Source organism: Stenotrophomonas sp. 2694 (genome assembly GCF_040548715.1).
In the GTDB taxonomy this organism is placed as follows: Bacteria; Pseudomonadota; Gammaproteobacteria; order Xanthomonadales; family Xanthomonadaceae; genus Stenotrophomonas; species Stenotrophomonas indicatrix.
This window is the reverse complement of the sequence record NZ_JBEPSG010000005.1, coordinates 111,871-125,390: the sequence shown is the minus strand read 5'-3', so window position 1 is coordinate 125,390 and position 13,520 is coordinate 111,871. Positions and strand designations below refer to the sequence as shown.

11 protein-coding genes are annotated in these 13,520 nt (G+C 67.3%); 5 read left to right on the top strand and 6 right to left on the bottom strand.

Annotated elements, in window-relative coordinates; all coding sequences use genetic code 11:
* Positions 1 to 112 precede the first annotated feature (112 nt).
* Positions 113 to 1,069: an aldo/keto reductase gene (locus ABIA73_RS08535; protein WP_105164849.1), complete on the top strand. Its 957-nt coding sequence runs from the start codon at positions 113 to 115 to the stop codon at positions 1,067 to 1,069.
* A 66-nt stretch (positions 1,070 to 1,135) separates the two neighbouring features.
* Here the strand turns inward: ABIA73_RS08535 and ABIA73_RS08530 are convergent, their stop codons facing one another.
* On the bottom strand, positions 1,136 to 2,041 hold the full coding sequence (locus tag ABIA73_RS08530) for an NAD(P)/FAD-dependent oxidoreductase (protein ID WP_032976825.1): 906 nt from the start codon (positions 2,039 to 2,041) through the stop codon (positions 1,136 to 1,138).
* Complete coding sequence (locus ABIA73_RS08525) at positions 2,031 to 2,486, bottom strand: Rrf2 family transcriptional regulator (RefSeq protein WP_032976824.1); 456 nt, start codon at positions 2,484 to 2,486, stop codon at positions 2,031 to 2,033. Before ABIA73_RS08525 ends, ABIA73_RS08530 begins: the two co-directional genes overlap by 11 nt.
* A 183-nt stretch (positions 2,487 to 2,669) precedes the next feature.
* Here ABIA73_RS08525 and ABIA73_RS08520 point away from each other — a divergent pair, with 183 nt between their 5' ends.
* A complete protein-coding gene (locus tag ABIA73_RS08520) occupies positions 2,670 to 4,790 on the top strand; it encodes a methyl-accepting chemotaxis protein (protein ID WP_218788176.1) in 2,121 nt (706 codons plus the stop codon).
* 102 nt (positions 4,791 to 4,892) lie between these two features.
* Here ABIA73_RS08520 and ABIA73_RS08515 read toward each other — a convergent pair whose 3' ends face one another.
* On the bottom strand, positions 4,893 to 5,795 hold the full coding sequence (locus ABIA73_RS08515) for a LysR family transcriptional regulator (protein ID WP_218788177.1): 903 nt from the start codon (positions 5,793 to 5,795) through the stop codon (positions 4,893 to 4,895).
* A gap of 105 nt (positions 5,796 to 5,900) precedes the next feature.
* On the opposite strand from ABIA73_RS08515, the gene ABIA73_RS08510 reads away from it, so the two are divergent.
* Positions 5,901 to 7,115 carry an MFS transporter gene (locus ABIA73_RS08510; RefSeq protein WP_025877602.1) on the top strand — a complete coding sequence of 405 codons (1,215 nt, stop codon included), beginning with the start codon at positions 5,901 to 5,903 and terminating at the stop codon, positions 7,113 to 7,115.
* A gap of 85 nt (positions 7,116 to 7,200) precedes the next feature.
* Positions 7,201 to 8,010: a 2,5-didehydrogluconate reductase DkgB gene (dkgB, locus tag ABIA73_RS08505; protein WP_033832513.1), complete on the top strand. Its 810-nt coding sequence runs from the start codon at positions 7,201 to 7,203 to the stop codon at positions 8,008 to 8,010.
* A gap of 73 nt (positions 8,011 to 8,083) precedes the next feature.
* Here the strand turns inward: dkgB and ABIA73_RS08500 are convergent, their stop codons facing one another.
* Complete coding sequence (locus tag ABIA73_RS08500; protein WP_223482991.1) at positions 8,084 to 8,785, bottom strand: alpha/beta fold hydrolase; 702 nt, start codon at positions 8,783 to 8,785, stop codon at positions 8,084 to 8,086.
* A gap of 45 nt (positions 8,786 to 8,830) precedes the next feature.
* Between ABIA73_RS08500 and ABIA73_RS08495 the strand changes: the two genes are divergently transcribed.
* The gene (locus ABIA73_RS08495; RefSeq protein ID WP_025877607.1) at positions 8,831 to 9,211 is read left to right on the top strand and encodes a YbjQ family protein; all 381 of its coding nucleotides are present in this window, start codon (positions 8,831 to 8,833) and stop codon (positions 9,209 to 9,211) included.
* 42 nt (positions 9,212 to 9,253) lie between these two features.
* Here the strand turns inward: ABIA73_RS08495 and ABIA73_RS08490 are convergent, their stop codons facing one another.
* Positions 9,254 to 11,980, bottom strand: a complete 2,727-nt coding sequence (locus ABIA73_RS08490) for a bifunctional acetate--CoA ligase family protein/GNAT family N-acetyltransferase (protein ID WP_099844117.1) — start codon at positions 11,978 to 11,980, stop codon at positions 9,254 to 9,256.
* Positions 11,981 to 12,117: 137 nt separating this feature from the next.
* On the bottom strand, positions 12,118 to 13,488 hold the full coding sequence (gene mgtE, locus ABIA73_RS08485; protein ID WP_025877611.1) for a magnesium transporter: 1,371 nt from the start codon (positions 13,486 to 13,488) through the stop codon (positions 12,118 to 12,120).
* Positions 13,489 to 13,520: the final 32 nt, after the last annotated feature.

Sequence of the window (13,520 nt, the reverse complement as noted above, 5' to 3'; positions counted from 1 at the left end):
CACAAAACGTTAGCCGCGTGCGCGGTGCGGAACACAGTTTTGTGGTCAGCGCCGCAGCGCGGTCACACATCGCGTTCTATCCTGAAGGACTTCCCCCAAGGAGTCCGTGCCCATGACGGCAAACCGCGAACTGGGCCGTTCAGGCCTGCATGTAGCTCCGCTCGCCTTCGGTGGCAACGTGTTCGGCTGGAGCGCTGATGAGAAGGCCAGCTTCGCCCTGCTGGATGCCTTCGTCGATGCCGGCTTCAACCTGGTCGACACCGCCGACGTGTACTCGGCGTGGGTGCCGGGCAACCAGGGTGGCGAGTCGGAGACGCTGCTGGGCAAGTGGTTCGCGCGCAGCGGCAAGCGCGACAAGGTGGTGCTGGCGACCAAGGTGGCCAAATGGGCCGAGCGCCCCGGCCTCACCCCGGACAACATCAATGCGGCGGTGGAGGATTCGCTGCGTCGCCTGCAGACCGAGGTGATCGATCTGTACCAGGCTCACGAGGACGATGAATCCACGCCGCTGGAAGCGACCCTGGCCGCGTTCGGTCGCCTGATCGAGGCGGGCAAGGTGCGCGCGATCGGCGCGTCCAACTACAGCGCCACGCGTCTGGCCGACGCCTTGAAGGTCTCCACCGACTACGGGCTGCCGCGCTATGAAACCCTGCAGCCGGAGTACAACCTGTACGACCGCGCCGGCTACGAGAAGGAACTGGAACCGCTGGTGCAGCGCGAGCAGATCGGCGTGATCAACTACTACGCACTGGCCAGCGGCTTCCTCAGTGGCAAGTACCGCACGCCGGACGATGCCGGCAAGAGTTCCGCGCGCGGCGCCACCGTGGTCAAGCGTTACCTGAACCCGCGCGGCCTGCGCATTCTGCAAGCACTGGATGACGTGGCCAGCAAGCACAACGCCACTGCCGCGCAGATCGCGCTGGCATGGCAGATCGCACGGCCGTCGATCACCGCACCGATCGTCAGTGCCACCAGCGTGGAGCAGCTGCACGACCTGCTGGCGGCGGCGAACGTGGCGTTGAGCGTGCATGACGTGGCACAGCTGGATGCGGCCAGCGTGGAAGGTTGAAGGCGGAGGGTGCCGGCCAACGTCGGCACCCTTCAACGGATCCGCACCATGCGTGGATGCTTTGCGTCAGCGCGGCAGGCTGTCTTCGGCCACCAGCGCATGGTGCATGCCGATGCCCGCGCGCACGCCTTCTGCCATGGCCAGGGTGATGTTGCCGACCGTGGTCGCATCACCGGCGGCGTACACGTTCGGCACCGAGGTCTGTTTCATCATGTCCACCTCGGCCAGCACGCCCAGCGGACTCTCCACCAGCGCGCAACCTAGCTGCTGCACCAGCGGCGTGGCCATCTGCTGCATGGCCGGCACGAACAGCGCACGCTGGGCAACACGGCGACCGTCGGCAAGTTCCACTTCCAGCCACGTCGGCTGCTCGCCGTGCACACCTACCACCGGCGTGGTTTCCACCTGCACGCCGCGCTGCTGCATGGCGGCCAGCTCCTCCTCGCTGATCGGCAGGCCCTGGCTGAAGAAGGTGACGTTGCCCCAGTCGGCGAACAGCGGCGCCTTGCCGGCCGACATCGGATGGCCGCCGAGCAGGCCGATCGAACCGCCACCCACTTCATAACCATGGCAGTACGGGCAGTGCAGCACGGTGCTGCCCCAGCGCTCGGCCAGGCCGGGCAGATCGGGCAGCTGGTCGGCGATACCGGTGGCCAGCAGCAGCTTGCGCGCGGTCAGTACCTGGCCGTCGGCGGTACGCACCTCCACACCTTCGGTGCGGAGCGTGGCCTGCACCGCTTCGGCATTCAGCCAACGCACGCTCGGGTAGTCCAACAGTTGCTGGCGCGCGTTCTTCAACAATTCGGCGCCACTGATGCCGTCCAGGCCCAGCACGCCGTGCGAATGGCTGGCGAAACGGTTTCGCGGCGAACCCGCATCGATGATCGTGACCGGCCGGCGCGCACGCGCCAGGATCAGTGCGGCGGCGATGCCGGCGTAGCTGCCGCCGACGATGAGGACATCAGGATTCATGGTGACCTTCCAGGGAACGGTGATGGGCAAGATGGCGGGCGAAGTCGGCGCCAAGCTGGTCGAGGGTGGTTGCCTGCAGCCGCTGCTCGAGCAGGCGCTGCGCTTCGCGGGCACTCTCCAGCAGGGCCTGGTTGACCAGCTGCTGGATCGGGCAGCCGCCCCTGCCTTCGCGGGTACCGACCTGGACCATCGGCGGCGCGCCGATGGCCTGGTAGACGTCGTACAGGGTGATCGTCGCCGCATCGCGGGCGAGCTGGCTGCCGCCACCGTGGCCGCGCGTGCTGCGTACCAGGCCGGCCTTGTGCATCTGCGCCAGCAGGCGGCGGATCACCACCGGATGGGTCGGCAGGCAGGTCGCCAGCTGTTCGGAGGTTCGCGGCCCGTGCTGGCCGACCAGATGGGCCATCACGTGCAGGGCGTCGGAAAGCGGGTTCGCGGATTTCATGTAACAACAATAGTTACATTTAAACCACCTGTCGAGGGTCTTCTTTCGTTCCATATGGACACATTTGTCCAATGAAACACATTCTTCACATCACTAAACAGAACGGGAATGTGACACGCATCGCACTTCAGAGCGCTAAAGGACGGTCGATACCGCATCGCACCCCTTCCGAGATCTCGTCCCATGAAAGCCTCTTCCCATGCGCCGCGGCTGCAGTCGAAGCTGCTCGGTGCCGTTTCTGTTGGTCTGGCTGTTGTCCTGGTATGCGCCCTGGCGGGCCTGGCGTCGGCCTGGTTGAAGCTGTCCACCGACGTACCGCCGGAGGTTGCCCACAGCCGTGACGCCGAGCGCCTGCAACGCGAATTCCGCGGACAGGTACAGGAGTGGAAGAACGTGCTGCTGCGCGGCCACGATGACGCGCTGCGCCAGCATCACCTGCAGGCCTTCGACAACGAAGGCCGCGTCGTTGCCGAACTGGCCACGGGCCTGGCCGCCAGCCCCGATGCGCGCACGCGCGAACTGGCGCAGGCGTTTTCCGGCCTGCACGCACAGTTGCAGCAGGACTACCATGCCGCACTGCAGGCCTTCGCTGACGCCAGCTACGACCCGGCGGTTGGCGATTCCCTGGTGCGCGGCAAGGACCGTCCGGTGGCCAGTGCGCTGGATGCCCTGAGCGTGCGTGCCACCGAGGTAGCCGAGGCTGCAGTGACCGCGCGTTCGCAGGATTCCCGACAGGTGCTGGTGGTATGCGCCGCGCTGACCATCGGCGCCGCCGTGCTGCTGCTGATCGCCCTTGGCTGGTGGCTGCGGCGCGCCGTGGTGCAGCCGGTGCTGGCGGTGGAAGCGGCCGCGCGTGCGGTTGCCGCCGGTGACCTCGACCACGTGGTGCAGGTGCGCAGCCGCGACGAGATCGGTCGCCTGGCACAGGCGATGCAGGCCGTGCAGAGCACCCTGCGTGGCGTGCTTGATGCGCAGACCGCGATGGCAAGGGCACACGACGCCGGCACGATCAGCCACCGCATGGACAGCAGCGCCTTCCCCGGCGCCTACGGCACGATGGTGGCCGACACCAACACCCTGGTCGATGCGCACATCCAGGTGAAGATGCGCGCGATCACGATCATGGGCCGCTATGCAGTGGGCGATCTCAGCCTGGACATGGAGCGCCTGCCCGGCGAGAAGGCCGTGATCACCCAGGCGCTGGATGCGGTGAAATCCAACCTGGGCGCGATCAACGGCGAGATCCGCCGCTTGGCCGAAGCTGCGGCAGCGGGCGACTTCAGCCAGCGCGGCGACAGTGCGCGCTTCGAGCATGATTTCCGCGCGATGGTCGATGGCCTGAACCGATTGATGCAGACCACCGAACAGAACCTGGGCGAGGTCTCGGCCATGCTGCGTGCCATTGCCGAGGGTCGACTGGGTGCGCGTATGGACGGCGACTTCCAGGGCGTGTTCGCCCGCATTGCGGGGGATGCCAACGCCACCGCTGCACAGCTGGCGACGATCGTCAGCGACATCAAGCACGCCTCCGGCAGCATCCATACCGCTGCTGCGGAAATTTCCGCCGGCAACAACGACCTGTCGCGCCGCACCGAACAGCAGGCGGCGAACCTGGAAGAAACCGCCGCGTCGATGGAGGAGCTGACCTCCACCGTGCGCCAGAACGCCGAGCACGCGCGGCAGGCCAACCAGCTGGCGATCGGTGCGCACAGCGTGGCCTCGCACGGCGGCGAAGTGGTCGGCCAGGTCGTGGCGACGATGGATGCGATCGAAGGCTCGTCGCGGCAGATCGCCGACATCATCAGCGTCATCGACGGCATCGCGTTCCAGACCAACATCCTGGCGCTGAATGCCGCGGTGGAAGCGGCGCGTGCCGGCGAGCAGGGCCGCGGGTTCGCAGTGGTCGCCAGTGAAGTGCGTACGCTGGCGCAGCGGTCGGCGGCGGCGGCCAAGGAAATCAAATCGCTGATCGAGGCGTCGGTGGAACAGGTTGGCCACGGTGCGCAGCGTGTGCGCCAGGCCGGCGACACCATGGCCGAGATCGTCGCGTCGGTGCAGCGCGTGACCGACATCATGGCCGAGATCTCCGCTGCGTCACAGGAGCAGTCGGCCGGCATCGAGCAGGTCAGCCAGACCATCATCCAGATGGATGGCACCACCCAGCAGAATGCCGCGCTGGTGGAAGAAGCCAGCGCCGCGGCACGCAGCCTGGAACAGCAGGCGGATCGCCTGATCGAAGCGGTGGATGTGTTTGATCTGGGAACCGCGACGGCGAGCAAGGGTGCGCTGGCGCGCGCGGCCTGACGGATCCACCGGGCAGTGTGGGGGTTGCCGGCCAGTGGCCGGCACTACCATGCGTGCGATTCCCGGTAATGCCGGCCGCTGGCCGGCAACCCGGACACTCCATCAGCGCAGGTAATCCGAGGCGGCCATCGCCTCGCCCAGGTAATCCAGGAACGAGCTGATCCGTGCCGATACGGCCGTGTTGCGGTAGTACACCGCATGGATCGGCTGGTACACATCCAGCGTCTGCGCGGCCAGCACCGGCACCAGGCTGCCGGCCGCGCGGTCGCGTTCGGTCACGAAGTCGGACAGGCAGGTGATGCCCACGCCCTCCACCGCCAGCGTGCGCAGGGTCTCGCCGCTGGACACCGCGATGTCCGGCCGCACCAGCAGCTGCCCCTCGGCATCGCCCGGCAGCGGCCAACGGTTCAATGACTCCGGCTCGTTGAACCCCAGCAGCGTGTGCTGACCCAATGCCACCACGCTGGCGGGCTGGCCGTGCGTGGCCAGATAGGCCGGGCTGGCCAGCACCTGCAGCCGGCAGCGCCCCAGCGGCCGCGCATGCAGGGTGGAATCGGCCAGCGGGCCGATACGGATCGCCAGATCGGTGCGCCGTTCCAGCAGGTCGATGTAGCGCTCGGAACTGTTCAACTCCAGCTGCACGTCCGGATAGCGCGCGCGGTAGCCAGCCACCAGCGGCGCGATCACGTGCAGCACGAACGGCATCGCTGCATCCACCCGCAGCCGGCCGGCCGGACGCTCGCGCCGCGCCGCCATCTGTTCCTCGGCCGATTCCACTGCATCGATGATCGCCCGCGCATGGCGCAGGTAGGCCTCGCCCTCGGCGGTCAGGTGCAGGCGGCGGGTGGTACGGGTCAGCAGGGTCGTGCCCAGCTTGTCCTCCAGACGGCCCAGCGCGCGGCTCACGCCCGAAGGTGTCTGCCCCAGCTGCTCGGCAGCCGCGCTGATCGAACCGCTGTCGATCACCGCCAGGAAGGCCTGCATTTCGTCGAGGGTGGTTTTCATGGCGCCATTATTGACCACGCGGCAAGAGTGATTGGCGTGAAGACCGGTTTTTCGGCAAAGGTCGGCCGCGCACACTGCGCGCCTTCCTTCCCTCTGGATACTGTCATGATCCGTGGCATTCCGCTCGCCCTGCTGGCGCTGACCCTCGGTGCCTTTGCCATCGGCACCACCGAATTCGTCATCGTCGGCCTGATCCCGACCATCGCTGCCGACCTGCAGGTCAGCCTGCCCTCGGCCGGCCTGCTGGTCTCCCTGTATGCCCTGGGCGTGGCCGTCGGCGCGCCGGTGTTGACCGCGCTCACCGGCCGCGTGCCGCGCAAGACCCTGCTGGTGGCGCTGATGGTGCTGTTCACCCTCGGCAACGTCATCGCATGGATGGCACCGGGCTACACCTCGCTGATCGTCGCCCGCATCCTCACCGGCCTGGCCCACGGCGTGTTCTTCTCCATCGGCTCGATCATCGCCACCGCCGTGGTGCCGAAAGAGAAGGCCGCCAGCGCGATCGCCATCATGTTCACCGGCCTGACCGTGGCGCTGGTGACCGGCGTGCCGCTGGGCACCTTCATCGGCCAGCACCTGGGCTGGCGCGCGACCTTCCTGGCCGTGGCCGGCCTGGGCGTGATCGCGCTGCTGGGCAGCCTGCTGTTCGTGCCGCGCGGCCTGGCACAGAGCGCGCCGGCCACCTTCCGCCAGCAGCTGGGCGTGCTGGCGCAGCCGCGCCTGCTGATGGTGTATGCCATCACCGCGCTTGGCTACGGCGGCACCTTCCTGTCCTTCACCTACCTGGCGCCGATCCTGCAGGACGTCACCGGCTTCTCGGCCAACGCGGTCAGCCTGGTGCTGCTGGTGTATGGCGTGTCGGTGGCGATCGGCAACCTGTGGGGCGGCCGCATGGCCGACCGCATGGGCCCGATTCCCGCGCTGAAGCGCATCTTCGCGCTGCTGGCCATCGTGCTGCTGGTCATGACCTTCACCGCCCACAACACCTGGCTGATGCTGCTGACCGTGCTGGCACTGGGCGCGGTTGCGTTCGGCAACGTGCCCGGCCTGCAGGTGTACGTGGTCAAGCAGGCACAGCGCTACGCACCGCAGGCGACCGATGTGGCTTCGGGCCTGAACATCGCCGCCTTCAACATCGGCATCGCGCTGGGTGCGTCGCTGGGCGGCCTGGTGGTCGAGCACATCGGCCTGATGCATACGCCGTGGCTGGGTGCGCTGGTGGTGGTCGGTGCGTTCGCACTGACGGCACTCAGCGGCCGCCTGGACCGTCGCGACGGTATCGGCGATCGCGCCGAAGGCATTGCGGTGAGCGCGCACTGATGCATGCAATGCACCGTTGCCGGCATGCACACGGCCCCTGCCCTACCCTTTGCGATCACCTCCTTCCCCCGCTTTGGAGTTCTCCATGACTGTCCCCGCTTTCGGCCTCGGCACCTTCCGCCTGAAAGACCAGACCGTGATCGACTCGGTGCGCAACGCGCTGGACGTCGGCTACCGCGCCATCGACACCGCGCAGATCTACGGCAACGAAGCCGAGGTCGGCCAGGCCATCGCCGAGTCGGGCGTGCCGCGTGACGAGATCTACCTGACCACCAAGGTGTGGATCACCGAGTTCAAGCGCGATGCGCTGCTGGCCAGCCTGCGCACCAGTCTGGAAAAGCTGCGCACCGACCATGTCGACCTGGCGTTGATCCACTGGCCGTCACCGAACGACAAGGTCGATACGCCGATGGAGGAATACCTGCCTGCCCTGGCTGAGGCCAAGGCACAGGGGCTGACCCGGGAGATCGGTATCTCCAACTTCACCATCGCCCAGACCCGCAAGGCGATCGAGATCCTCGGCGCCGATGCCATCGCCACCAACCAGATCGAGATCCACCCCTACCTGCAGAACCGCCTGCTGGTGAAGTTCCTGCAGGACAACGGGATCCGCGTCACTGCCTACATGAGCCTGGCCTACGGCGAGGTGATCAAGGACCCAGTGATCCAGGCCATCGCCGGCCGTCATCAGGCCAGCCCGGCACAGATCGCGCTGGCATGGGCGCTGCAGCAGGATTACGCGGTCATTCCGTCATCGACCAAGCGCGAGAACCTGGCCAGCAACCTGGAAGCCGCCGCGATCCGCCTGACCGAAGACGACATGGCGCAGATCGCCAAGCTGGACCGTGGCCACCGCCTGGCCAATCCGGAAGGCATCGCACCGGCCTGGGATTGAAGAACGGCCGCCGGGCATGGCCCGGCGCTACCGGATGACGGTGGGTAGCGCCGGGCCATGCCCGGCGGATCCATCAGTACTGCAACAACCATCCGCGCATTGCCGCACTCACCTCGTCCGGCTTCTCCATCGGTGCCAGGTGCCCACAATCGGGCACCACCACCAGCTGCGAATGCGGCACCAGCGCGTGCATCTCCTCGCTCACCGCCAACGGCGTGATGCGGTCGTTCGCACCACAGACGATCAGCAGCGGATCGCGGTAGCCGGCCAGCACATCGTGGCCATCACTGCGCTCCAGCGCGCTCTGGCGCAGGAACACCTCCGCACCCAGCCGTGCCGTCATGTCACGCACGCGCTGCACCAGCACGTAGTCGTCCAGCCGCGAGGCGTCGATATAGCTGCGCATCAGCGCGTCACCAAAGCCGTGGAATTTACCGGGCAGGCGCACGCTGGCGCGCTGGCTGCGGCGCTGTTCGGCACGTTCCGGGGAGTCGGCATGGATCGAGGTGTCGATCAGGGCCAGCTGCAGCACACGCTCCGGCGCGGTGCGCAGGATCTGCTGGGCGACGAAGCCGCCCAGTGAGAAACCGGCCAGCGCAAACCGTTCCGGCGCCTGCGCCAGTACCTCCTCGGCAACGGCCTGCAGGGTCTCGCCGCGGGTCTGGTCGCCCACGGTGCAGTCGGCGATATCGGCCAGGTCGGCCAGCTGGGCGCGCCAGAGTTCGGCGTCGTTGAGCAGGCCCGGGAGCAGCAGCAGGGGAATGCGGTCGGTCATGCGGGTATTGTGGCGTCTTCAAACCCACAACACGACCAGACACCCATGGCCGACCCCTACAACAGCGGTACCCCGACCACGTCAGCAGCGCGCTTCGAGGATTCGATGGTGACCACCGCCTTCGAGCTGCCCGGCTACCGCATCGCGCGCAACCTGGGCGTGGTACGCGGTATCACCGTGCGCTCGCGCTCGATCGTGGGCAACTTCCTTGGCGGCATCCAGACGATCTTCGGCGGCAACATCACCATCTACACCGAGTTGTGCGAGCAGGCGCGCGAGGAAACCTATCGCGACATGGTCAAGCATGCGCGGCAGCTGGGTGCAAACGCGGTCATCGGCATGCGCTACGACGCCACCGATGTGATGACCGGCCTGACCGAAGTGCTGTGCTATGGCACGGCGGTGGTGGTCGAGCCGCTGCGTTGAATCCGAAGTTCCGCCGGGCATGGCCCGGCGCTACCGTCACGGTCACGCCACCGGCGGGACGTCGGGCACTTCCACCTGCTGCACCGGCAACGTCACCATCATCACCGTCGGGTCGTCCGGGTCCAGCCGGGTCTTGAAGCCCAGGCTCTGGCACATCGCCAGCATGGTGCTGTTCTCGCGCAGCACCTGGCCTTCCACCACGTCCAGGCCCAGCCACTTGGCGTACTCGATCATGATCGCCATCAGGCGCCAGCCGATGCCGTGGCCCTTCAGATCCGAACGGATCAGGATGCCGTACTCGCCACGGTGGTAATCCGCATCGGCATGCAGTCGCACCGCGCCGAGCATCTCGCCGCTGCGCGGTTCGAGCGCCACCAATGCGATCGAGCGCGCGTAGTCCAGCTGGGTCAGGCGGGCGATGAACTCGTGGCTGAAATGCTTCACCGACTGGAAGAAACGCAGACGCAGATCCTCGTCGCTGACACGCGCGAAGAACGCACGGAACAGCGCGTCATCTTCCGGCCGCACCGGGCGCACGAACGCGCGACCGCCATCGGACAGCTCGATGGTGCGCTCCCATTCCTTCGGATACGGGAACACGGCGAAGCGTGGATGGCCACGGCCCTTGTGCAGGATGCGCGACGGCGCGACCGCCACGCGCGCGTCCAGTGCGAGGATGCCCTTGCTGTCCACCAGCAGGGGATTGATGTCCAGCGTGCGCACTTCGGGAATGTCCGCCGCCAGCTGCGCCAGTTTTACCAGCGCCAGTGCCAGTGCACGCTCATCGGCGGCGGGCACATCGCCATAGGCCTTGAGGATGCGCGAGGCCCGCGTCTGGCCGATCAGCTCGTGGGCCAGGCGCAGGTCAAGCGGCGGCAGCGCCAGCGCCTTGTCGTTGATCACTTCCACCGCCGTGCCACCGCGCCCGACCACGATCACCGGTCCAAACGTGGCGTCGTCGGCGATGCCGACGATGATCTCGCGCGCCTTCGGGCGGACGATGGTCGGTTGCACCAGCAGGCCGTCGATGCGCGCGTCCGGCCGCAACTGCCGTGCGCGGGCAAGGATCGCCTTGGCCGCGCTCTGCACCGCCGGCAGCGTCGCCAGATTCAGGCGCACGCCATCCACTTCGGATTTGTGCGGAATATCGGGCGACAGGATCTTCAGCGCGACTGTCGCACCACGCTCCAGCAAGGGTTGCGCCAGGTCCATCGCCTCGTGCGCATCGCGCGCATGCATCACCGGTGCAGAGGGGATGCCGTAGGCCTTCAGCAGTTCATGGGTGGCCAATGGGTCCAGCCAGCCCTGGCCATTGGCCAGCGCGGCTTCGACCAGCGCGCGCGCACGCGCGGTATCCACGCTGAAATCCTGCGGCAGGCTCGGCGGCGTTTCCATCAACGCACTCTGTGCCTCCCGGTAACGCACCAGATGCTGGAAGCCGCGCACGGCCTCCGCTTCGGTGGGATAGGTCGGCACGCGTGCGGCATTGAGGGTGGCAGTGGCCTGGTCGTCGTTGCCCAGCCACACCGCGAATACCGGCTTGTCGCGGTGGTGGCGCGGGCGCAGGCCGAGCGTACGGGTCAGCGCCTGCGCCGCATCGGCCGACGAGGTGAACGCGGTAGGCACGTTGACCACCAGCACCGCATCGTTCTCGCTGTCGGCCAGCAACGCTTCGATGGCAGTGGCATAGCGATCACCATCGGCGTCGACCACGATGTCGACCGGGTTGCTGCGCGTCCAGCCCTGCGGCAGTACCGCATCCAGCTTCTGCACGGTGCTGTCGGACAGTTGCGCCAGCGTGCCCTGCAGGGCGATCAGCTGGTCCACCGCCAGGTGGCCGACGCCACCGCCGTTGCTGAGGATGGCCAGGCGACGACCGGGGAAGGTGCCAAGCCGGCCCAGCGACTCGGCCGCGGTGAACAGTTCGTCCAGTGCGCTCACCCGCAGCAGGCCGGCACGGTTGAATGCCGCGCCGTACACATCATCGGCGCGCGCCAGTGCCTGCACGTGGGTATCGGCGCTGCCCGGCTGTACCCGTTCGGCGCGCCCGGACTTCACCACCACCACGGGTTTGGCACGCGCAGCGGCGCGCGCGGCCGACATGAACTTGCGCGCGTCCTTGATCTGCTCGACATAGAGCAGGATGGCGCGGGTACGGTAGTCGGTGGCGAAGTAATCCAGCAGATCGCCGAAGTCCACGTCCATGGTGTCGCCCAGCGAAACCACGGCGGAGAACCCTACCGAGCGCGCCACGCCCCATTCCACCAGGGCGGCGGCAATCGCCGAGGATTCGGAGATCAGCGCGAGGTCGCCGGCCTGTGGGAAATGCGCGGCGATGCTGGCATTGAGCCGTGCATGTGGTGCGATCACGCCCAGGCAGTGCGGGCCGAGGATGCGCAGGCCATGCGCGCGCGCGGCGGCCTCCACCTGTGCCCATGGCGAGCCCGGGCCTTCTCCCAGGTGCGCGGTGAGGATGATCGCGGCCTGCACGCCACGTTCGGCAGCGGTGCGTACCACCTGCGGCACGATGGCGGCCGGTGCGGTGATCACCACCAGTTCCGGCACCCAGTCCAGGTCCTTCAGCCGCTTCACCGTGCGGATGCCATCGATCTCGGCATGGCGCGGGTTGATCCATGCCACTTTGCCGGGGAAGCCGGTGCCGCGCAGGTTGCGCATCACCGCGCGGCCCGCCGAGCGCTCACGCGGGCTGCCGCCGATCACCGCGACCGACTGCGGACGGAACACGGACTGCAGGTGGTAGGTACTCATGTGCCTACGTTACACGGACCGGCGCTGCGGCGGCATGATCGTGCGCAGGAACCTGGCATCGCATCCACGCAGGGCGTGGATCTACTGCGCCGGCCAGAACCAGTGGATCCACGCCATGCGTGGATGACGCCCCCCCGTTACAGCAGCGTCCCGTGCAGGATCATCGCGGCGATGCTGAAGTAGATGACCAGGCCGGTCACATCCACCAGGGTGGCCACGAACGGGGCCGAGGCGCTGGCCGGGTCGAAGCCCAGCCGCTTGAGGATGAAGGGCAGCATCGACCCGGACAGCGAGCCGAACGTGACGATGCCCACCAGCGCGGCACCGATGGTGATCGCCAGCAGAATCCAGTGCTCGCCGTAGTCATGGAAGCCACCGAGCTGCCAGATCACGATGCGTACGATGGCCAGGCAACCGAGGATGGCGCCGAGCACCATGCCGGTGGGCACTTCGCGTAGTGCCACCTTCCACCAGTCGCGCAGGCGCAGTTCGCGCAGCGCCAGGCTGCGGATCAGCAGCGAGGTCGCCTGCGAACCGGAGTTGCCACCCGAGCTCATGATCAACGGAATGAACAGGGTCAGCACCACCGCGCGCGCCAGTTCGTCCTCGTAGTGCTGCATCGCGCTGGCGGTCAGCATCTCGCCGACGAACAGCACGCTCAGCCAGCCGGCGCGCTTGCGCAGCATCTCGAAGAAGCCGATCTGCATGTACGGCTTGTCCAGCGCCTCCATGCCGCCGAACTTGTGCGCGTCTTCGGTGGACTCTTCGATCAGCGCATCGAGGATGTCATCGACGGTGACGATGCCGAGCATGTGCTGCTGCGCGTCCACCACTGGAATGGCCAGCAGATCGTGGCGGCGGATCAGCCGCGCCACGTCTTCCTGGTCCATCTGCGCATCCACCATCACCGGCGGATTGACCTGGGCCACATCCAGGATCGATTCCTCCGGCAGCCCGGTGATCAGCCGGCGCATGGTCACCACCTGCTGCAGCTGCTGGTTGGCCGGGTCGAGCACGTAGATCGCATACACGGTCTCGCGCGTGCGTTCGACCTGGCGGATGTGCTGCAGGGTCTGGGCCACGGTCCAGGTGGCGGGCACGGCGACGAACTCGGTGGTCATCAGCGCACCGGCGGTGTTCGGCGGGTAGCTCAGCAGCTTCTGGATGGTCTGCCGGGCTTCGTTGCCCAGCAGCGGAATCAGCCGCGCGCGTTCTTCTTCATCCAGCTCGTGGACGATATCGGTGGCACGGTCGTCGGCCATCAACCCCAGCAGCGCGGCCGCGCGTGCCGGCGGCAGTGCGGCAACCAGTTCGCCACTGCGGTGCAGCTCCGGCGCCTCGAGCATCTTCACTGCACGCGGCAACGACAGCGCGGCCAGCGTCTCGGCGGCGCGCTGCAGTTCGAGCGTGTTGAGGAATTCCACCGCGTCGGCGGTGTTGTAGTTCGCCAGCGGTGCCGACAATGCTGCGGCATCGGCCACCGGACGCAGCAATTGCTTCTGGTTCATGGTGATTCGCCTTCATGGGGTGCGACCTCGCG

Coding starts and splice junctions, on each gene's coding strand:
- ABIA73_RS08535 (WP_105164849.1), top strand. CDS start 113: ATGACGGCAAACCGCGAACTGGGCCGTTCAGGCCTGCATGTAGCTCCG.
- ABIA73_RS08530 (WP_032976825.1), bottom strand. CDS start 2,041: ATGAATCCTGATGTCCTCATCGTCGGCGGCAGCTACGCCGGCATCGCC.
- ABIA73_RS08525 (WP_032976824.1), bottom strand. CDS start 2,486: ATGAAATCCGCGAACCCGCTTTCCGACGCCCTGCACGTGATGGCCCAT.
- ABIA73_RS08520 (WP_218788176.1), top strand. CDS start 2,670: ATGAAAGCCTCTTCCCATGCGCCGCGGCTGCAGTCGAAGCTGCTCGGT.
- ABIA73_RS08515 (WP_218788177.1), bottom strand. CDS start 5,795: ATGAAAACCACCCTCGACGAAATGCAGGCCTTCCTGGCGGTGATCGAC.
- ABIA73_RS08510 (WP_025877602.1), top strand. CDS start 5,901: ATGATCCGTGGCATTCCGCTCGCCCTGCTGGCGCTGACCCTCGGTGCC.
- dkgB (WP_033832513.1), top strand. CDS start 7,201: ATGACTGTCCCCGCTTTCGGCCTCGGCACCTTCCGCCTGAAAGACCAG.
- ABIA73_RS08500 (WP_223482991.1), bottom strand. CDS start 8,785: ATGACCGACCGCATTCCCCTGCTGCTGCTCCCGGGCCTGCTCAACGAC.
- ABIA73_RS08495 (WP_025877607.1), top strand. CDS start 8,831: ATGGCCGACCCCTACAACAGCGGTACCCCGACCACGTCAGCAGCGCGC.
- ABIA73_RS08490 (WP_099844117.1), bottom strand. CDS start 11,980: ATGAGTACCTACCACCTGCAGTCCGTGTTCCGTCCGCAGTCGGTCGCG.
- mgtE (WP_025877611.1), bottom strand. CDS start 13,488: ATGAACCAGAAGCAATTGCTGCGTCCGGTGGCCGATGCCGCAGCATTG.